Below are 19,574 nucleotides of genomic sequence, written 5' to 3' on the forward strand. Positions count from 1 at the left end.
ACCAATATAATCCAAAAATATTCATTTTTAAATGGGTATTAAAGTTGTGGGGAGGGAGGACTTGGTATATATATCTCTGCCATTCAATTCAATACCATTGTTAGCGGTGGGGTTGTTAATAAGGCCAATAGCTTAAAAATCATCTTTCTAGGGCTTGTCTTTATTGTTGATGATTCAGTGGGAATATTATTAGAGTTGGTGGACCTTTAGAAAAATAGATAGCTTCTATTTATAAAGAAGCGCTGAGCGGACGAAATTGTATCTTCATTCGCTTTTTAAAAAGTAAGACAGGATCTTATCACTCATTATCCAAACTTTAGGCAACATGTCTCTACATATCCCAAGATGGCGACGGACAAACAACCGCCACCATTTGTTTCTGTAGGTTCTTAAACAACAACATAATGGAGTTATCTGTCATCTGTGTATTATCACGCTTCAAGAATACATATTCATTTTCTTTGCCAAAATAATTTTCACAAAAAACTCTATACATTGAAAGTTCTTTAACAAGCTTTTCAGTAATAAATACGGTTTCGTATTGACGGCTTTTACCGTACACATTCATTGTTTCATTCGGCATATCAATGTCTGACCATCTAAGATTTATGACTTCTTTCCTCCTCAATCCCGTTCCAAGTAAAAGCATAATCAACAGGTAGCCACGATAACTAAAATAACTCTTCTCCTTGCGTCTTAAACTTCGATAGTAAGCTAACATCTGATATATCTGTTCATCTGTAAAAACATCAATTTTCACGTCTTCTTTTTGCAATTTTACTTTTAGAGCCATATTTTCACTTACAATTTTTTCTTCTAGAAGGTAATTGAAGAATGCTCGGATTCTCAGAATCTTCGTGTTAATGGTGCTCGGTTTATTCCCTCTCTCCTGACAATCAAGCAAATAATTACGCACATGATTTTGACCAACCTCTTCAATGTTGATGACACCTTGTTCAAGACAATATTTAATAAACTGTCCTAACGTCATCTCATAGTTCTTAATGTTTGTTTGCGTTGTGTTCTTAAACTTTCTGTCCGCTAAAAAATCTTGATAAGCAAATTTCAAAAGCATAAAAAATAACCACCTCTCTAATTATGAGAAGTGGTTATATCTTTACTAATTAATTGTGAATTACACAGCTTCACAGAAATGATGTAAAAAGTCTTACATCATGCCGCCCATTCCACCCATATCAGGCATGCCCATTCCTGCGCCGCCTTTTTCTGGGATGTCTGCAACTACTGCTTCTGTAGTTAAGAATAGTGCAGCTACAGATGCAGCGTTTTGAAGAGCTGAACGAGTTACTTTCGTTGGATCCACGATTCCTGCTTCAATCATGTTTACCCATGTACCGTTCGCTGCGTTGAAACCGATACCGATTTCTTCGCGTTTTAGACGGTCCACTACGATAGAGCCTTCAAGACCAGCATTGTTTGCGATTTGACGAACTGGCTCTTCTAATGCACGAAGTACAATTTTTAGACCCGTTGCTACATCGCCTTCTTTTGTTTCAGCTAATTCAGCTACTTTGTTGTATACATTTACTAGTGCAGTACCACCACCAGAAACGATACCTTCTTCTACAGCTGCGCGAGTTGCGTTTAGTGCATCTTCAATACGAAGTTTGCGTTCTTTCAATTCTGTTTCCGTTGCTGCTCCAACTTTCACTACTGCTACACCACCAGCAAGTTTAGCAAGGCGTTCTTGTAGTTTTTCTTTGTCGAATTCAGAAGTTGTTTCTTCTAATTGCACACGGATTTGACCTACGCGGCTAGCAATACGATCTGAATCTCCGTTACCTTCAACGATTGTTGTGTTGTCTTTTGTTACAACAACTTTCGAAGCACGTCCAAGTTGTGTAATGTCTGTAGATTTTAATTCTAATCCTAAGTCTTCTGTAATTACTTCAGCGCCAGTTAGGATTGCGATATCTTCCAGCATTGCTTTACGACGGTCTCCGAATCCTGGAGCTTTTACAGCTACAGCATTGAATGTTCCGCGAAGTTTGTTTACAACTAGAGTAGCTAACGCTTCCCCTTCTACGTCCTCAGAGATTAGTAAAAGTGGTTTACCTTGTTGTACAACTTGCTCAAGTACAGGAAGAATTTCTTGAATGCTTGAGATTTTTTTATCTGTAATTAAGATATATGGATTGTCTAAAATAGCTTCCATTTTATCTGAATCTGTTACCATATATGGAGATGCATATCCACGATCGAATTGCATACCTTCTACTACGTCAAGCTCTGTAGTGAAGCCTTTAGACTCTTCGATTGTGATAACTCCGTCGTTCCCAACGCGTTCCATTGCTTCCGCGATTAGTTCACCAACTTCAGAATCACCAGAAGAAATAGCAGCAACTTGAGCAATTGACTCTTTGCCTTCGATTTGTTTAGAAATTGCTTTTAATTCTGTTACTGCTGCTGCAACTGCAAGGTCGATCCCTTTGCGGATTCCTACAGGGTTTGCGCCAGCTGTTACGTTTTTCAATCCTTCACGGATCATAGATTGAGCTAAAACAGTAGCAGTTGTTGTACCGTCACCAGCGATATCATTTGTTTTAGATGCAACTTCTGCAACTAATTTTGCACCCATGTTTTCAAATGCATCTTCTAATTCGATATCTTTTGCAATTGTTACACCGTCATTAGTAATAAGTGGTGAACCGAATTTTTTCTCCAAAACAACGTTACGTCCTTTTGGTCCAAGCGTTACTTTAACAGCATCTGCAAGTTTATCAACCCCACGCAGCATTGCACTACGAGCGTCTTCACTGAACTTAATCTCTTTTGCCATGTTAACTGTTACCTCCTAATTTTTATCTCGTTTTATATGAGCCTATTAGCCAATTACAGCTAGAATATCGCTTTCGCGTAAAATTAAAAATTCATTGTTTTCATATTTCACTTCTGTACCTGCATATTTAGAGAAGATGATACGGTCTCCTTCTTTCACATCTAAGTCTACGCGTGTACCGTTATCAAGTACTCGTCCAGTTCCTATAGCAACAACTTTACCTTCTTGCGGTTTCTCTTTAGCAGAGTCTGGAAGTACGATGCCAGATGCTGTTTTTTCTTCAGCTTCGATTAATTCGATTACAATACGATCACCTAATGGTCTTAACAAGTGAAACTACCTCCCTAAAATAGTAGAATTTAATATTATTAGCACTCTTACTCTTCGAGTGCTAACACACTTATAATAATAATTAATTACAGAACATTTTGCAAGTGAGAAGAATATTTTTTCTTTTATTTTGTATTTCCTTTACAATAAAAGAAACTAGATAAATGGAGAGGTATTAAATTACATGAAACAACAAAAGACAGCTATATACATATTAATCGTTTACTGCATGATGCAACTATCAGGAGCCCTCTTTATACCGCTTCTACGCAATTTTTTTACCTCGTTAGATGTTGAAAATCCAATACTCATTGCTGCTGGTTGGTGGATATTTCTAAGTATGGGGATTGCCACAGTCATAACCTTGCTTATTATTCGTAAAGATAAAGCATTTTTACGACCTCTTAAAGGAGCACCGTTTAGCTTAGCGAAAACAATTGGCTGGGGAGTAATCGGATTCTTCTTAGTATTTTTAGGACAAATCATTGCTGCAAACATTGAGCTTGCACTTGGGGTGGAGCCTGGGTCTCAAAATACAGCACAATTTATTGAAATCGCCCACGGTGTGCCATTTGTGATTTTTTCCATTGTCATTTTTGCTCCAATATTAGAAGAGCTGATATTCCGTCGCATTATATTCGGTATGTTATTACCAAAAACAAATTTCTTTGTAGCGGCTTCCGTTAGTGCTATTGCGTTTGGGGCTATTCACTTTGAGTTTACGCACATCCTACTATATGCCGTTTCGGGATTTATATTCGCTTATATTTATTATAAAACTAAGCGAATCATCGCTTCGATTGTGTCTCATATGTTATTAAACGGATTTGTGACTGTTTTCCAATTTTATGGAGACACCATACAAAAATTCCTTGAAACTTATTCGCAAATGCCATAAAGAAAAGCCTTCTACCGATTTTAAATGCGGTGGAAGGCTTTCTTCATTATTCTGTATCCTCGTTTCGAATCAAGTAAATAAGCGTCTGTAATTCTACTGACAGATCAATAGTATGTACACGAATGGCATCAGACGTGCTTAACCTCACTGGTGTAAAGTTTAGTATCCCTTTAACCGCCGTGCCGGTTAAACGATCTGCCACTTCTTGTGCTGAACGACTTGGTAACGTAAAAATGACTAATTCTATTCCGTACTCTTTCAGCTTTTCTACCATTACACTAGAATGAAAAACGGGAATATCACTCATAATTGTTCCCTCTACAGGTGCTTTTGTATCAAAAGCAACGACAATTTTAGTATTGTGGTTTTTTTGAAAGTTATATTTAAGAAAAGCAGTTCCTAAACTACCAACCCCTATAAGAGCCACATTTGCCGCTTCATCCTGGTCTAACGTTTTTCTAAAAAATTCGAGCAGGTTAGGTACGTCATATCCATATCCTTTTTTGCCAAGTGCACCAAAATGAGAAAAATCACGTCGTATAGTTGCGGAATCAATTTTCATTGCATCACTTAACTCTTGTGAGGAAACTCTTTTGTGTCCTGCATTATGAAAGCTTTGCAAAAATCTATAATATAGAGGAAGTCTTTTCGTTGTTGCTTGAGGAATCCTCGGTGCTTCAGGTTTCATAAAAATCCTCCTATTTCATTCGAACAAATTGTTATTATCTTACTAGACATTTCATGTAATGTAAAGACTAGAGCGTTGCAACGTTCAGCCCTATCTATTACACTTAAGAGTAGAATTGAGGTGCGAATCATCGTGATCGTTTTACAAGTCAATCAAGTAACGAAATCCTTTAATGGGGAAGATATATTAACAAACGTTAAGCTAGAGGTTCAAGACCGTGACCGAGTTGCTCTCGTTGGTCGAAATGGTGCTGGAAAGTCTACTTTACTTAAAATAATTGCAGGCGAAATGTCATATGATACTGGCGATATTATTATGCCCAAAAATGTTCGCTTAGGATATTTAGAACAACATGCCGGACTCGAATCTAAGCTTTCCATTTGGGAGGAAATGAAGTCCATTTTTAGTCATTTAATTGAATCAGAAAAAGAGCTTCGTTCATTAGAATCACAAATGGCTGATCCTTCTATATATGAGAATGCAGATGCGTACGCACGTGTAACTGCTGCATATGACGAATTACAGCTCGCTTTTAATGAAGCTGGAGGCTACCGATTTGAATCGGACATCCGCTCGATTCTACACGGAATGCAGTTCTTCCCAGAAGATTATGACAAGCCTGTCCAAGCGTTATCCGGGGGCCAAAAAACGAGACTTGCATTAGCGAAAATGCTACTTAGCAAGCCAGATTTACTCATTCTCGATGAGCCGACGAATCATTTGGACATTCAAACTTTGAGCTTTTTAGAGAACTACCTAAAAAACTATAGTGGCGCTATCTTAATCGTTTCACATGACCGCTACTTTTTAGACCAAGTAGTGAATTTTGTTTACGAAGTATCCCGTCATAATGTTACAAGATATGTTGGAAACTATAGTTCCTACTTAGATCAAAAGGCGAAAAACTATGAACTAGACAAAAAGAAATACGAAAAGCAACAAGAAGAAAAAGCGAAATTGGAAGACTTCGTTAGTCGTAATCTAGCTCGTGCCTCCACGACAAAAATGGCTCAATCTCGAAGAAAAGTGATTGAAAAAACAGATTGGATGGATTCACCAGATGGAGATGAAAAGTCTGCTTCTTTTGGATTCACAATCGATCGTCCAAGTGGAAATGATGTATTGCGACTAGAAGAAGTTGCAGTCGGCTATCCAAACAAAACCGTTTCATCGAATATCTCCTTTTCCGTTTACAAACAAGATCGCATTGCATTAGTTGGACCAAATGGCGTTGGGAAATCTACTTTACTTAAAACCCTTATGAAACAGCTAGACAATGCTGGTGGTAAGATCCAATACGGAACAAACGTCCAATTTGGCTACTACGACCAAGAGCAAGCCGCTCTATCTGGCAATAAAACCGTCTTAAAAGAATTATGGGACGAATGGCCACTTATGAATGAAAAAGATGTTCGTACGGTATTAGGTCGCTTCCTATTTACAGGGGACGATGTGCAAAAAACGGTTTCTACCTTATCCGGTGGAGAAAAGGCTAGGCTTGCACTTGCAAAACTTATGTTGTTAAAAGCAAATACGCTTGTTCTCGATGAGCCTACGAATCATTTAGACTTAGATAGTAAAGAAGTATTGGAAAATGCATTACTCGATTTCCCTGGCACGATTATTTTTGTATCCCATGACCGGTACTTTATTAATCGAATTGCTACAAAAGTAATTGAGTTAGCTTCGGATAACTCTAGTCTTTTCTTAGGCGATTATGATTATTACTTAGAAAAGAAAGAAGAGTTGGAAGAACTTGCACTAGAAAAAGCCGTTGTTGAAAAAACAGTTGTCACGAAGGCGAACACTTCTACGATCGATAAGGAAGCGAAGAAAAAAGAACGCCAGCTTCGACGTCAGCTAGAGGAGCTAGAAAGTCAGATTCCAACAGTAGATGCAGAAATAGCTTCTATAGAAGAAAAGCTATGTGATCCGGAAATCTTCCAAGATCATGAAGCCGTGCAGCAATTCCAATACACACTAGACGAATTAAGAGAAAAACAAGATGATTTGTCGAATGAATGGCTTGAACTACAAGAACAACTAGAAAAAATAGAAGCAAACTAAAAAGCAGCGTAAACCATGATATTGGTTTACACTGCTTTTTTTTGAAAAGAATCGATTTTTACAAGTGATCATCCGATTATCTGTGTGAATCATCCGATTTTTACTCATAATCATCCGATTTTCATGCCGAATCATCCGATTATTTGAGGGAACCATCCGATTTTTGCGTATAACCATCCGATTCCACAGATTTAGTCAAACAGGAGCAATAGTTATTTGTCGATTCTTGCCCATATATGTTGGTCAAGAGCAAATTTCAATAAATATTTTTTCCACATATTTATTCACAGTATAAATACCGTAATACCAACATATCAACAGGTTTATCCACATTGTCCACAGATTGAAAACTTTATTGTCCACATAATTGTTTGTAAAACAGACACAATATATTGAAATCCCACAAGTTACTAACAAGTTATTCACACATTGTGCATAAGTACGAATGTTCTCTCTTGACAACTTTAAAAAAACCATTTTAAAAAATCCTCTTTTCTTGTCGAAGAAAAGAGGATTTCGTTTATTTCCAGCTATTTAATTCCAAACCTGGTCGAGCATTCATCGACATATCGCCTGTTTTACCTGTCGAAAACTTGGAGCTACCTGCTGCAGCAATCATCGCTGCATTGTCTGTGCACAATTTTATTGGTGGCACATAAAATGGAATGTTTTCTTTTGCAAATGTTTCTTCTAGTGATTGACGAAGTCCTTTATTCGCGGCAACTCCACCTGCGGCAATGACTTGCTTCACATTAAACTCACGTGCAGCTCTTAATGTTTTAGCTGTTAATACTTCAATCACGCTTTGCTGGAAGCCTGCTGCTAAATGGTTGGGGTTGATTGCTTCCCCTCGCTGCTCCGCATTATGCTGATAATTAATAACCGCTGATTTTAAGCCACTAAAGCTGAAATCATACGAACCTTCTTCAAGCCATGCTCTTGGAAACGGCACAGCACCATCACTTTCGTTTGCTAACCGGTCGATATGTGGACCACCTGGATACGGCAAATTCAACACGCGCGCTACTTTATCGTAAGCTTCACCTGCTGCGTCATCTCGCGTTTCTCCGATTAATTCAAATTGCCCGTCCTCTTTCATTAAGACTAGTTCCGTGTGTCCTCCTGAAACTACTAACGCAAGAAGTGGAAACTCCATCGACTGCACTAATGCATTGGCGTAAATATGCCCGGCAATATGATGAACACCAACAAGTGGAAGCCCGTGTGCAAACGTAAATGCTTTTGCGGCATTTATTCCGATTAAAAGTGCACCTACAAGCCCTGGTCCTTCTGTTACCGCTACTGCATCCAGATCCTGTGGCGTCATATTCGCTTGCTTCAACGCCTCTTCGATCACTATCGTAATTTGCTCCACATGATGTCTTGAAGCAATTTCTGGTACAACTCCACCGAAACGTTTATGGCTTTCGATTTGAGAAGCCACCACATTGGAAATGATTTCGCGGCCATTTTTCACTATGGAAGCTGCCGTTTCATCACAGCTCGTTTCTATTCCTAATATATATTGATCTTTTGTCATTTAAATTCCACCCACATCACAAGAGCATCCTCCTGCGTATCTGTATAATAGTTTTTTCGTATGCCGCCGTCTTGGAAGCCTAATTTATAATACAAGTTTTTCGCTATGTCATTCGTCACGCGTACTTCTAACGTCATAAGCACCACTTTGTGCTCAAGCACGATGCGAATTGCCTCACGCATCAAGCCTTCACCGATTTTGTGTCCTCGCATACGCTCTGCAACCGCTACATTTGTTATATGACTTTCATCCATTACAAGCCACATGCCACAGTAGCCAACGATTTCCTTTTCCTCTGTTTCCGCCACAATATAGTAGGCGTACAGATTAGTCGTCATTTCATGTTCGAATGCTTCTTTCGTCCAAGGAACCGTGAACGCTTCTTCTTCTATTAATAAGACTTGATCGACATCTTCCAGCGTCATTTTGCGATACGTAATTGTTTTAGTTTTCATTTTTCTTCTGCTCTTTCAACCAATTCGCTTCTGCTTCTGTCACGCGTAAATACTCTGGCACGATCGCATGTACGTCTGTTGGTTCAGTCTTTTTCGCTAGATCAATTAACACAGCAGCACTTGGCAAAGAGAATCCTGCATCTGTTCGCTGCACTTTATCCCCAAGTACTTCTTTTATTTGCCCCCAGTGTATCTCAACATCCGTTCCGACGAATAAAACCGGTTGCCCCATTCCATCCACTGTTTCCAGTAGCTCCACAAGCGACATATGTGCTTCCTTCACCACTTCCCCGTTCGTGTAAATTCCAGCAAACACATTACCTCGGCGTGCATCCATAATGGCACAAACAATACCAGAGAAGTAGGGTGCGTTACCTGCTAATACTTGCAGACTTGATACAGAAACAATTGGGATATTTAGTGTCCACGCAAGTGTCTTACCAATCGTCACGCCAATTCGCACACCTGTGTAAGAACCAGGCCCGTTTGCAACTGCAATTGCATCCAGCTCATTCGGCTTAATATCCGCTTTTTTTAGTAGCTCTTCAATCGCAGGCATTGTCCCGATCGAATGCGTAATTTTAAGGGATGACTTGTACTCTGCAAGCACTTGTCCATCCTTCACAACAGCTATTGCAAGCGGTGTATTTGATGTATCTATTCCTAACCAAATCATGTAAAAAGCTCCTCGCATAATTGTTCATATCGTTCCCCAAAAGGCTCAAACGTAAACTTGCGCTTATCGTCTTCCAAGCGATGAATCTGAATAGCCAATCGCTCAGGAGGCAAATCGTCTTGTATTAAATGGGCCCACTCGATAATACTAACTGCGTCCCCGTAAAACAACTCGTCCCAACCTAAATCTTCCTCACTATTTGCTAGACGATATACATCTAAATGATTGAGAGGTAGTCTTCCTTCATATTGCTTTAATATCGTAAAGGTAGGGCTATTCACATTTCGTGTAATGCCAAGGCCCTTTGCCACACTTTTCGTAAAAGTTGTTTTGCCCGCTCCTAAGTCTCCCTCTAAAGTGAGCACATCAGAAGGCTGTAATTGATCTGCTAACTGTCGCGCAAGTAGTTCTGTTTCTTGCTCCGAATTAATGATTCGTTCATACATCGTCGGTCGCTATCCTTTCAAGTACAATTCTATTTGCTTCTATTATAAAGAAATACACGAAGGAATGTAAGTATGCAGTACTTAAGGTGAATTTTCATGCGTTAAAAAAGGATAAATGTGGTCTAGTTCCCTAGTAGTATTGAAAGCTATATTAATTAAAATGGCTCTGCGCAGGAGTCTCACGGATTTTCGGCACAACACAAAAACAACACAGCCTAATTTAAAGAGCTATTAAAATAGTAGTTTTCCAACTAAACTCTTCTTTTTTCCAACTATCCACGGCTAAAAGACAAAAAAGACCACCTCGCCTCAAATTAGCGAAATGATCTTATTCATTACTGTACTAAACGAAGAACCTTTTTTACTTCTTGCTCTCCGGCGTGCTCCCATCTATTTTTATTTTCGATATGTCCGTCTTTATCAATTGGTTTTTGAAATTGATTAAATCCAGTAGCACTCGTTAATGAGTTTTCATCATTATCCAAACCAATATTTATAACATGCTTGATGACATAAGGAGTTTGGAATTTAATATGTGCCTCAGACTGATCCAGTTCGCCCTCCATCACAACGAAGGGAATTCGTAAATAGATGGTCTCTCCTTCTTCACGCCATAAGACAGAATCAAAGCTCCCTTTATGATATTCCCAATTACTACCTACTGAATAACCAAGACTAGCAATACGTTCTCGCATATCACCAAAATAAGCCATTTTACCTTCTAATTCCGTTTGCAATTGTAACAAAGATACCCACTCCTTTTGATCATGCTCCATCTTATACTTTCCAAAATTCGACGAGAAAATACAAACGAAGCATCCAAGTGGAGCAAATTAATCAGTGAAAAAAACCCTCAGTAATCTTTCGAAGAATCCCCTTTTTTTAGGGATGGAATTTATTTCTTCTATTTTATAAACAATTAAGCTCGTTAAAATGGCATATCCTGTTTCCCCAAAGTGTAGTCCATCATCTTTTTCTCCTTTTAAAAAGGTAGTATAATCTGGTTTGGAATAAATTTCAGTGAAAAAATCAATCAAGTGACTACCTGTTTCACTCGCTACTTCTTCTACTGCTTGTGCGTATTTCTTTATTCGTTCATTCGATCTGTTCGGTTGAAGTACCTCATCTACAGGAGCAGGGGTAATAAGAATTGTTTTTGCTGGACCAATTCGCTTTGTAAACTCATAGAGATTTTGTTTAAACGTCTCGAGATCTACCAATCTATGCGTAGCAGAATCGTTCGCTCCAAATAATATAGTCACGATGTCCGGGTTTCTATTAAGTACGTCTGTTGTAAAACGTTCCTTTGCCTGTTCGGTTGTATTCCCTGAAATACCAGCGTTTATAAATTGATAGCCTGTCATTTCAGCGGAAAGCTTACTTGTCAAAATGGGAGAAGGATAGCCTTCTTTTCGCGCGGTGATACTGTCACCGAAGCATACTACTTTCATCATTTCATTTGCTCCTATCCTATATGGAAATAATTTATACTACCATATAGTTTATATTCACGTAATAATGGATAAACAAACATATAGCATTTTTGCATACTTTGGAGGAAATATTATGGCTCAAAAAAGATTAGCATGGGTGGATGTGACTAAGGGATTTTTAATGATCTTAGTTGTTATCGGCCATTATCCAGGAGAGTTGGATTTCCCACTTATAAAATATATTTACTGGTTTCATATGCCAGCTTTTTTCTTATTAAGCGGCATATTTTTTAAAGAAATGAAGGATAATGAAAGTGCAAATTCCACGATCAAAAAAAGATTTATGCAATTAATGGTACCATATGTATTTTTCCTTTTTGTCATCACAACCATACGTTATAGTATGGAGCTCGCAACAGGAAACTTCGACTTTTCTTGGTACCTACAGGACTTTTGGAAGCTCGTAATCGCTGGTCGTTTTGCGCGAGGCGCATATGGAGTCTTCTGGTTTGTAACAACGTTATTTTTTACTTATCTACTATTCTTGTGGATGACAAAGTATTTAAGTAGATTTAAACAAATTGCACTACTGGTGATTTTCTATTTAGTAGCCCATTTAGAAAGCATCTTCGCAATGCATGTCATAAGCGGTGCTCCAGACAAAGCGGCGCAAACAATTCCAATGCTTTGGAATTTAGATGTCGTATTAATGGCCATCGTTTATTTTGCCCTTGGCTATTACGCAAAATCGATTTGGATGCACATAACGACACCTTGGCTACTCGGCTCGATCTTCGTTGCCCTCAGTGCGATTAATGCGGACAAAGTAGGAACGCTGGATTATCATCTAAGTATGAAATTTTTGCGTTACGATCACTTTGTACTCGACTTAATTATTCCCCTTGCCTTTATCATTGCCATCCTTGGTATTTTCCAAAGGCTAACGAAACTGCTGCCACTCGAGTGGTTAGCGCAAATCGAAAAACACTCGATTTCAATCATGTACTTGCATATTTTTACGGATATTATACTGAACGACTATTTCCATTACGGCATAATTGGATTTACAACATTAGGCGTAAGTATCCCAATTATAGCCTCCATCATCATTCAAAAACTAATACCGTACGGCAAATTCTTCCTCGGTGATGTCCGCGCGAAAAAACCAATACGGATCTAAGATGGACAGGCTAATAAAATAGATAGAAAAACCGTCCCTTGTGAGATATCCACTACTCACCAAGGGGCGTTTTTTTACAATTAATGGCTCTCTGAGACCAATTGTCGACTAACCGAGACTAAATTAACTCTATCCGAGACCAATTTGCCCGAAATCGAGACCATTCTCTTCCAAACCGAGACCAATTCAAGAATCATCCAATATACACTGTCGCTTCTCCAAGAAAGAGGACAATATTCTCTCAAAGGTATTAAATTTTCTAATGAGTAGCATATTAATAAAAGAAAGAGAACACTCGTTCTCGTTTATGTTATAATAAAATGGCAATTGCATAACAGGGTGGGCGGTGGTTACTTTCTTTAAGGCGGTGATGCCATTGACAATATACGAGACGATTAATTTGTTAATTCAGCTCAGCGCTGTCCTATTAGCAGCTTTTTCAATCGTTGTGACACTGATCATTTTCTTCATAAAAAAGAAATAACCGTCCCCTGAGCTAAAGGTCTGACGGTTATTTCCAACTTCGGGCCAACCGCTCTTTCTGCGGTCTGCAAATTGTAAGACTGGATATTGTCGTATCCAGTCTTTTTCATTGTATGTTTCTCATCTAATTATATACAGAATAGAAATTGTATTCAACTCATTCCTGGTCAATAATGGCTTGGTTATACACACCTATCAACAATTCAATAAGCCAATCACAATCTACAAGATATGACATAATCCCATGGTTACCCACTTAGCAACACCGGCAAACAGTCCTGGGTACACCATTGGCAATAAAACCTCGGAAAATGCTTACACTTTTGATGCACCGAGTAACTCAGCAACATCTAATAACTGTCTTGCATTTACATTACGCAAACTATTGCATGTTCCTTGATATATGTATGGTAAAACACTAATCACATAAGCACCTAAAACAGCTAGAATCATCGGGACATCGATCCGGTACTCCACCAATTATTCATGGTGTCACAAGTAATAGTACCGTTCGTTATCTGTATCCACATGATTCAAGCTGTACTCGGCTCCAAGCTCTTCCCACGTTTTCACCTAGTTAGCCCAAGTATCTGGCATTCCAACCGAATTCACCGTACCTTCTTCTTTTGCTTTCTCTGTGATTTCATCCAACGTTAAATCATTTCCACTTACAGTTGATTTCGCTGAACTTTCCGAACAAGCTGCAAAAAGGGATACAGCTAATACGCTAACTAAGCTTTTTTTCCAGACACTTTTAAAAGACATTAAATTGAACCTCCATTTGTTTGTTTTTGTTCGTTTTAATTTGTTTACAGGAATAAGCATACGAATCAAACATTAAGTAAGTATGGAGAGTTTAATAAAGTAGGGTAAAAATTGTTGAGGGATTGTTAGAGGGATTATGCTGATTTCAAATTGCTTATGCTGGATTCATTTCGGGTTATGCTGAATTCGAAACCACTTATGCTTCAATGACTCTTTTCTTACAAAAAATCCCTCTCAGAAACAAGTTAAAATTGTTTCTGAGAGGGATTTTTATTAATATTATTTACTAATCTGTAGAAGAGTTAACAATAGAAAAGGTAAGACCAATTTTTGCATAAAATCAAACCTGCATATTTTCCACAATTGTAGCGATTCCCATACCGCCGGCGATACACAAAGTGACTGCACCGTATTTCTTACCAGTACGCTCTAACTCATACACCAATTTCGTTAATAAAATCGCACCTGTTGCACCGATCGGATGACCCATGGCAATGGCTCCTCCATTTGGATTTACTTTACTGTAGTCCAATCCTAGCTCGTTAACACAAGCAACTGCTTGTGATGCGAATGCTTCGTTTAGTTCCACTACGTCTAAATCTGCAATTGTTAAATCCGTCTGCTTCAATGCTTTTAACATAGCATATACAGGGCCCATTCCCATTAATTCTGGTGAACAGCCAACGGAAGCTTGTGCAATTACGCGCGCTTTCGGCTTAAATCCACGTTTCAATGCTTCGTCTTCGGACATTACTAACAATGCAGCTGCTCCGTCATTACGACCACTCGCATTCCCGGCAGTTACCGTTCCGCCTTCTTTAAACACAGGTTTCAACGCTGCTAACTTCTCCAAAGTCGTTTCGCGCGGATGCTCATCGACTTTAAACTCCACAATACCTTTACGCGTTTTCACTGGATAAGGAGCAATTTCCTTTTCGAAATACCCTTTTTCAATAGCATTTTTCGTTTTTTCCTGACTACTTAATGCAAATTCATCCTGTGCTTCACGCGAAATGCCATACTTCACTGCCACATTTTCAGCAGTGATTCCCATATTTAACTCACCATATATTTCTCGCGGCTGAGAACCTGGCTGACTCGCTGTATTCGGGTCTTTCAATAAAACATCGCCTGATTTCGTACCGAAACGCACACTATTTACATAGTAAGGTGCAGTACTCATCGACTCCGCACCACCTGCAATAATAATGTCACTTAATCCAGTTTGAATTTGTTGCGTAGCAGAATTCACTGCTTGCACACCAGATCCACATTGGCGATGAATCGTATAACCAGGTACTTCCACTGGAATCCCTGCGCGAAGCATCGCAACTCTTGCTACGTTCGATGCATCCGCACTCTGTTTTGCTTGCCCTAAAATAACCTCTTCTACCGCACCTTTATTCAACTCTTTACGACGCAATAATTCCGAAATCACGTGAGCTCCAAGGAAATCCACTGTCTCATTACCAATGCTGCCCCCTAGTTTCCCAATTGCTGTACGCACTGCATCTACGATTACTACATTTTTCAACTCGTCATCTCCTAGCGTAATGCTTCACTTTTTCACGGTCGATTTCCATCCCAAAGCCTGGACACAGCCCCTCTTTATTCGGTGAAATCAGCTTCCGTTTTCTCGCGTACTTCCTCTATCGTTGCACCTGGCATTAATTCCACCAGCTTCAATTGTTTATTTACCACTTCAAATACGGCTAACTCCGTGAAAATCATATCCACACTTCGAGTTGAGGTAATTGGATATGTGCACTCTTTCAAAATCTTACTACTGCCATCTTTGGACGTATGGCTCATCGTTACAAACACTTTTTTCGCACCAACTAATAAATCCATCGCACCGCCGACACCCATAATATTCTTACCAGGAACTGCCCAGTTCGCAATCACACCTGACTGCTCTACTTGAAGCGCACCAAGAATAGCGACGTCTACATGTCCACCGCGAATCATCGCAAATGAATCGGAACTGTTAAAATAAGAGGCACCTATTGCTTCCCCAACTGGTAGCTTACCTGCGTTCACAAGGTTCGGATCGATATCTGCTTCTTCCACATCCGTTACACCAAGCAATCCATTTTCCGTATGTAGGTAAATATCCGCTGCATCCATGTACTCCGCAACCAAAGTGGGAATACCGATTCCTAGGTTTACAACACAAGGTCCTTCTAGCTCCTGAGCTACTCTCTTCGCAATAACATGCTGCATATCTGCTTTATTTAAAGTAGTCATTTATTCACAACTCCTTCCTTCGTCAACACTTGTTGTGCCTCGATGATTACATCCACATATAAAAACGGCGTTACGATTTCTTCCGGATTTAACTCACCTGGCTGAACAATTTCATCCACTTCCACAATTACTTTTTTCGCAGCAGTTGCCATGAGTGGATTGAAGTTACGTGCTGTTTTGTAATAAACGAGATTACCTAACGTATCTGCTTTATGCGCACGAATCAATGCCACATCTGCACGAATCGCCTTTTCGAATATATACTTCACGCCATCGATTTCTCTTTCTTCTTTCCCTTTTGCAAGGTCAGTTCCAACAGCAGTGGTCGTATAATATCCACCTAAACCTGCTCCACCAGCACGTAATGATTCGGCCAATGTACCTTGAGGAAGCAACTCTAACTCGATTTCCCCTTTTTGATACTTGTCACCCACATCACGATTACTCGTAAAGTAAGAACCGATTCCTTTTTTAATCTTGTTTTGATTTAGCAAAATGCCTAAACCCTTCCCTGATTCTCCAAGGTTATTGCTGACAATCGTTAAATCCTTTACATCTTTTTCTGTTAATCCTTCAATCAATGAAAGCGGCGCTCCTATTAGCCCGAAGCCACCTACTAACACCATATTTCCACTTTCTACACAAGATAGAGCATCCTGAATACTGTTTGTAATTTTAGACATATATGTCTCTCCTTATTTATTCGCTAGTTTTAATGAATCGCTAATTTCAAACCAAGAAGTAATTCCTGCAGTTAATATACAGATATAGCCAACATCCGCTAAATCTGCCTCAGTGGCACCAGCTGCTCTTGCTTTTTCAATCCAAGAAACCGCAACTGAGTAATGTAATTCCCAACATGTTTTTATGAGTACAAGTCAACCCATGAATCGCAATGACCGGACCTTTTTCTCCTGGATAATCTGCTACTTGAATATCATTTCCGTTCACATTTACTTGATAAAAATCCATTCTTTCACCCCTTAAAATCGTACACATTACGTACACCATTACATTATACGTACATTATTTATTTCTATCATACCAAAATAATCGAAAAAGTCTAATAAAAAAAGCCGTCAAGATATCCTCGACAGCTATAGAATTGAAAACTTATTCAGTTCGCATGACAAAGTTCAAAGTAAATTGTTGCTCATCTAGAAATGCCTTCATATGCTTCCAATACACGTGTGTTTTTACTGCTGTTTCTGCCATTTCAATTTCCCCAAGTTTAATTTGATATTTCTCATCCCTGTATTGCATTCATCATTCTGATAAAATTAGAAATGTAAACGCATTGTAAATAAAAAAATTAAAACTTATGATCATGAACTTGCAAATCTAACTTTTTTAATGTACGATATACGTACATTAATATTTTATCCGTACAAGCTCATCTTACCATAGGGGGTTATATCTTTGCCGACAGAAAAATTAGATAATTTCAAAGAATCAGGAGACTACATACAATCATTGGATCGCGGACTACAGGTGATTCAAGCTTTCTCTCAAAACAACCAGGTACTAACCGTTAGTCATGTATCTCAAATCACGGGGCTTAGCAGACCAACTGCCCGTAGAATTTTACTAACACTGGAGCATTTAGGCTTTGCCGAATCAACAAATGGCGTATTTTCCTTAACGGCTCGAACGCTCTCTCTTGGCTACGCCTATCTATCTTCCAATAATACGTGGAGCATCGCCCAAACGTTCATGCGTGATTTTGTCAATAAAACCGGTGAATCCTGCTCTATTTCGATTTTAGATGGCACGGATATTATTTATGTAGCACGTGTTTCCACCAAACGAATTATGTCCATCAATTTAGATGTTGGATCACGTTTACCAGCTTACGCAACATCCATGGGCCATGTACTACTAGCAAACCTGCCAAAAGACAAGTTAGAAACCTACTTCGACTCCACTCAGTTGGAAAGATTTACAGACAAAACAATTATTGATAAAAACCAATTAACCAATCTATTAGAGGATGTTCGCCAAAAACAATGGGGTGGCGTCGATCAACAGCTAGAGGAAGGGTTACGCTCCATCGCCGTTCCACTTCGAAATGCAAGCGGAAAAGTATTTGCAGCTATCAACTGCTCCGCCCATGCAGGAAGAATCACCAAAGAAGCACTACGGGAAGAATTATTACCTCTTCTACAAGAAACAGCTGAAAAAATCAGCGAAGCAATGGCCATTACAAACAATTCAAGATACGTGTGATCAAATAAAAAAACCAGGCTTGAAGCAATTTATAACTGCTTTTAGCCTGGTTTTTTTAAATTAACAGATGTATTGGGTTATTAATTTGAAATAAAGGCTGAACGAGACCAAATCGTAAAATCCAATAAATATCGGCTCATGTGAGAGCATGTACTACTCGAACAAGTGGACATTTTTACAATTAATGGCTCTTCGAGACCAATTGACTGCTAAGCAAGACCAATTTCTATTAATCCGAGACCAATAAACCCTTAAACGCAACCATCTCCCCCGTAACCGAGACCAAATCGAATTATCTTAGAAATATCGGCTCATGTGAGAGCAAGTACTACTCGAACAAGTGGACATTTTTACAATCAGTGGCTCTTCGAGACCAAATGACCGCTAAGCAAGACCAATTCCTGACAATCCGAGACCAATTAAATGGAAAAGAGCCTATGCAATTATGCACAGACTCTCTCACCTAATCCAGCACTCTAATGATTACCTTTTTAACTCCCCATTCCATCGCACTCTCATGTGATGGAATGAATACATCGATTTTATTGCCTTTAATCGCTCCTCCTGTATCACCAGCAATTGCCTCTCCGTATCCTTCCACCCAAACCTTTGTACCAAGTGGAATAATCTTTGGATCTACTGCAATTACTTTCTGATCTGGATTAGCGCGCAAATCAATGCCGTAAGCTGTCGTCCCCGAACATCCAGCACAGTAAGCTGTATAAGCCGTCGCCGTAACAAGCATCTCTGTTGAATCTTCCGTAGCTGGAGGGGCACTGACCACCTGATTTGAATCTTCTACAGAATCATCTACAGGTGGGGGTGGCTGGATTGGTGAGGTTGTAGCTACCACTTTGTCTGAATCAAACTCCATGTGCGTAATACCCTCTTCTCCCTCACCACTCACCACTAATTCTTCACCTGGATGAATGAGACTACCCGTAAGGTCATTCCAACTCATAAGCGTTTCTAGTGGTACATTGTGCTCGAGTGCAATCCGATACAGGTTATCTCCTTCAACCACCGTATACACTGTGGGCTCTCGCAGAAACTCCAAAGCCTTCCTTAATTCAAAAGCGGTCAGGAAGTGTATATCAATTTCCCCAGAGCTATCTAAAATAGATTCTACATAGTTTTCCGTAGTAGATGTAAAGGCTACATCTTCAGCATTTGTGGCGGCAGTTGAAATTTCAGCGGCATACGTTACTGAATTCGTTGAAAATGCTAAAAGGGCAATGACCAATAAAGTCTTAACTTTCAACATAAGGTTCCTCCTTTGCAAGTAATCTGTAAAATTCTCTCCAGTAATGCCCAAAAACTTTGAAAAACAAACATTCTAA

General features: G+C 39.2%; 21 protein-coding genes. 4 read left to right on the forward strand and 17 right to left on the reverse strand.

What is annotated here, in order from left to right; all coding sequences use genetic code 11:
- Positions 1-331: 331 nt before the first annotated feature.
- The 3 genes from MHH81_RS17675 to groES all read right to left on the reverse strand — a co-directional run bounded on the left by MHH81_RS17675 (position 332) and on the right by groES (position 3,130).
- Positions 332-1,075: a tyrosine-type recombinase/integrase gene (locus MHH81_RS17675; protein WP_340923764.1), complete on the reverse strand. Its 744-nt coding sequence runs from the start codon at positions 1,073-1,075 to the stop codon at positions 332-334.
- A gap of 93 nt (positions 1,076-1,168) precedes the next feature.
- Positions 1,169-2,800: a chaperonin GroEL gene (gene groL / locus MHH81_RS17680; protein ID WP_340923766.1), complete on the reverse strand. Its 1,632-nt coding sequence runs from the start codon at positions 2,798-2,800 to the stop codon at positions 1,169-1,171.
- Between the two features lie 45 nt (positions 2,801-2,845).
- Entirely contained in the window at positions 2,846-3,130 is a 285-nt protein-coding gene (gene groES, locus MHH81_RS17685; protein ID WP_340923769.1) for a co-chaperone GroES, read from the reverse strand.
- A 184-nt stretch (positions 3,131-3,314) separates the two neighbouring features.
- Here groES and MHH81_RS17690 point away from each other — a divergent pair, with 184 nt between their 5' ends.
- Positions 3,315-4,028: a CPBP family intramembrane glutamic endopeptidase gene (locus tag MHH81_RS17690; protein WP_340923772.1), complete on the forward strand. Its 714-nt coding sequence runs from the start codon at positions 3,315-3,317 to the stop codon at positions 4,026-4,028.
- Between the two features lie 46 nt (positions 4,029-4,074).
- Here the strand turns inward: MHH81_RS17690 and MHH81_RS17695 are convergent, their stop codons facing one another.
- Positions 4,075-4,716 carry a redox-sensing transcriptional repressor Rex gene (locus MHH81_RS17695; protein WP_340923774.1) on the reverse strand — a complete coding sequence of 214 codons (642 nt, stop codon included), beginning with the start codon at positions 4,714-4,716 and terminating at the stop codon, positions 4,075-4,077.
- Between the two features lie 132 nt (positions 4,717-4,848).
- Here MHH81_RS17695 and MHH81_RS17700 point away from each other — a divergent pair, with 132 nt between their 5' ends.
- Positions 4,849-6,783 carry an ABC-F family ATP-binding cassette domain-containing protein gene (locus MHH81_RS17700; protein WP_340925327.1) on the forward strand — a complete coding sequence of 645 codons (1,935 nt, stop codon included), beginning with the start codon at positions 4,849-4,851 and terminating at the stop codon, positions 6,781-6,783.
- A gap of 520 nt (positions 6,784-7,303) precedes the next feature.
- On the opposite strand, the gene tsaD is transcribed toward MHH81_RS17700, so the two are convergent.
- The 6 genes from tsaD to MHH81_RS17730 form a co-directional block, all read right to left on the reverse strand.
- Positions 7,304-8,323 (reverse strand): tRNA (adenosine(37)-N6)-threonylcarbamoyltransferase complex transferase subunit TsaD, encoded by a 1,020-nt coding sequence (tsaD, locus tag MHH81_RS17705; protein ID WP_340923777.1) that lies wholly within the window; start codon positions 8,321-8,323, stop codon positions 7,304-7,306.
- Positions 8,320-8,778 carry a ribosomal protein S18-alanine N-acetyltransferase gene (gene rimI / locus MHH81_RS17710; RefSeq protein ID WP_340923780.1) on the reverse strand — a complete coding sequence of 153 codons (459 nt, stop codon included), beginning with the start codon at positions 8,776-8,778 and terminating at the stop codon, positions 8,320-8,322. The genes tsaD and rimI overlap by 4 nt, the downstream gene beginning before the upstream one ends.
- On the reverse strand, positions 8,768-9,454 hold the full coding sequence (gene tsaB / locus MHH81_RS17715; protein WP_340923782.1) for a tRNA (adenosine(37)-N6)-threonylcarbamoyltransferase complex dimerization subunit type 1 TsaB: 687 nt from the start codon (positions 9,452-9,454) through the stop codon (positions 8,768-8,770). Before tsaB ends, rimI begins: the two co-directional genes overlap by 11 nt.
- Complete coding sequence (gene tsaE, locus MHH81_RS17720; RefSeq protein ID WP_340923784.1) at positions 9,451-9,900, reverse strand: tRNA (adenosine(37)-N6)-threonylcarbamoyltransferase complex ATPase subunit type 1 TsaE; 450 nt, start codon at positions 9,898-9,900, stop codon at positions 9,451-9,453. Before tsaE ends, tsaB begins: the two co-directional genes overlap by 4 nt.
- A 335-nt stretch (positions 9,901-10,235) precedes the next feature.
- Positions 10,236-10,646 (reverse strand): YugN family protein, encoded by a 411-nt coding sequence (locus MHH81_RS17725; RefSeq protein WP_340923786.1) that lies wholly within the window; start codon positions 10,644-10,646, stop codon positions 10,236-10,238.
- Positions 10,647-10,733: 87 nt separating this feature from the next.
- The gene (locus tag MHH81_RS17730; protein ID WP_340923788.1) at positions 10,734-11,354 is read right to left on the reverse strand and encodes a GDSL-type esterase/lipase family protein; all 621 of its coding nucleotides are present in this window, start codon (positions 11,352-11,354) and stop codon (positions 10,734-10,736) included.
- Between the two features lie 112 nt (positions 11,355-11,466).
- Between MHH81_RS17730 and MHH81_RS17735 the strand changes: the two genes are divergently transcribed.
- A complete protein-coding gene (locus MHH81_RS17735; RefSeq protein WP_340923790.1) occupies positions 11,467-12,513 on the forward strand; it encodes an acyltransferase family protein in 1,047 nt (348 codons plus the stop codon).
- 798 nt (positions 12,514-13,311) lie between these two features.
- Here the strand turns inward: MHH81_RS17735 and MHH81_RS17740 are convergent.
- The 6 genes from MHH81_RS17740 to MHH81_RS17765 all read right to left on the reverse strand — a co-directional run bounded on the left by MHH81_RS17740 (position 13,312) and on the right by MHH81_RS17765 (position 16,980).
- A complete protein-coding gene (locus MHH81_RS17740; RefSeq protein WP_340923792.1) occupies positions 13,312-13,473 on the reverse strand; it encodes a hypothetical protein in 162 nt (53 codons plus the stop codon).
- A gap of 96 nt (positions 13,474-13,569) precedes the next feature.
- Positions 13,570-13,761: a hypothetical protein gene (locus MHH81_RS17745; RefSeq protein WP_340923795.1), complete on the reverse strand. Its 192-nt coding sequence runs from the start codon at positions 13,759-13,761 to the stop codon at positions 13,570-13,572.
- A 340-nt stretch (positions 13,762-14,101) separates the two neighbouring features.
- Positions 14,102-15,295: a thiolase family protein gene (locus tag MHH81_RS17750; protein WP_340923798.1), complete on the reverse strand. Its 1,194-nt coding sequence runs from the start codon at positions 15,293-15,295 to the stop codon at positions 14,102-14,104.
- Between the two features lie 74 nt (positions 15,296-15,369).
- Complete coding sequence (locus MHH81_RS17755) at positions 15,370-16,008, reverse strand: 3-oxoacid CoA-transferase subunit B (RefSeq protein ID WP_340923802.1); 639 nt, start codon at positions 16,006-16,008, stop codon at positions 15,370-15,372.
- Entirely contained in the window at positions 16,005-16,691 is a 687-nt protein-coding gene (locus MHH81_RS17760; protein WP_340923805.1) for a CoA transferase subunit A, read from the reverse strand. The genes MHH81_RS17755 and MHH81_RS17760 overlap by 4 nt, the downstream gene beginning before the upstream one ends.
- A gap of 136 nt (positions 16,692-16,827) precedes the next feature.
- Positions 16,828-16,980, reverse strand: coding sequence for a hypothetical protein (locus tag MHH81_RS17765; protein ID WP_340923807.1), 153 nt, complete (start codon positions 16,978-16,980; stop codon positions 16,828-16,830).
- 447 nt (positions 16,981-17,427) lie between these two features.
- Here MHH81_RS17765 and MHH81_RS17770 point away from each other — a divergent pair, with 447 nt between their 5' ends.
- The gene (locus MHH81_RS17770) at positions 17,428-18,234 is read left to right on the forward strand and encodes an IclR family transcriptional regulator domain-containing protein (RefSeq protein WP_340923809.1); all 807 of its coding nucleotides are present in this window, start codon (positions 17,428-17,430) and stop codon (positions 18,232-18,234) included.
- A 463-nt stretch (positions 18,235-18,697) separates the two neighbouring features.
- Here MHH81_RS17770 and MHH81_RS17775 read toward each other — a convergent pair whose 3' ends face one another.
- The gene (locus tag MHH81_RS17775) at positions 18,698-19,498 is read right to left on the reverse strand and encodes a 3D domain-containing protein (protein WP_340923812.1); all 801 of its coding nucleotides are present in this window, start codon (positions 19,496-19,498) and stop codon (positions 18,698-18,700) included.
- Positions 19,499-19,574: the final 76 nt, after the last annotated feature.

The sequence above is a fragment of the Psychrobacillus sp. FSL H8-0484 genome (assembly GCF_038005325.1).
In the GTDB taxonomy this organism is placed as follows: domain Bacteria; phylum Bacillota; class Bacilli; order Bacillales_A; family Planococcaceae; genus Psychrobacillus.